Annotated in this window: 1 protein-coding gene; it reads right to left on the bottom strand. The window is 48.3% G+C overall.

The genetic code is table 11. From position 1 onward, the window contains the following. A partial coding sequence (locus HK24_RS05550) for a TonB-dependent receptor plug domain-containing protein (RefSeq protein WP_158092988.1) occupies nucleotides 1-596 on the bottom strand: 596 nt, incomplete at both ends.

The following is a 596-nucleotide window of genomic DNA, read 5'->3' as shown; positions in this document are numbered from 1 at the left end:
GTATGCCCATAACTTTGACCGGTATGCTTAAAGGTATAAAATTGCGAAGCTGTGGGGTAGTTATTAACAACGGAATCTTCATTGTTCCAGCTTAGGAAGAAGCGAGCAAAAGATCCATTTTGCCAATCTTTACGCATTCCGAAATCAAGGTGACGACGGTTGTTGATGCCCGCCCCTACCCAAGTCCGGGCATGGGTATTAGAAAAAGAAAGAAAGCTACGTACACCGGTATTACCGATATCTCCGCTCTCAAGACGCAGGAACTCGCGCGACAAGTTGTTAGTTCCGTAGGAGAAATCAGTCATGCCGCCAAATTTGTGCGACGGGTCATGTGTTACCTCGTTCATCACGCCTCCGGCTGCTGCAGTCGCCGGCACGTCAACGGGAGTGGATCCAGGCAGAATACTAACGCTATCGAGGTTTTCGGAATCAATATCTTCGGTCAAATATGTAGCATTCTGAGCAGGTGCGCCGTCAATCAGGAGACCCATATCACTATCGGTCAAGCCACGGTTTTGAATTTGCCCCCCTTGGATCCCCGAAGTATCTGTAGTCGAGACACTGATGCTCGGTAGATTTTGAATATAATCAAGGGC

The organism is Gluconobacter sp. DsW_058 (assembly GCF_002153615.1).
GTDB lineage: Bacteria > Pseudomonadota > Alphaproteobacteria > Acetobacterales > Acetobacteraceae > Gluconobacter > Gluconobacter cerinus.
The sequence above is the reverse complement of the archived record's forward strand: the minus strand, read 5'-3'. Positions and strand labels throughout refer to the sequence as shown.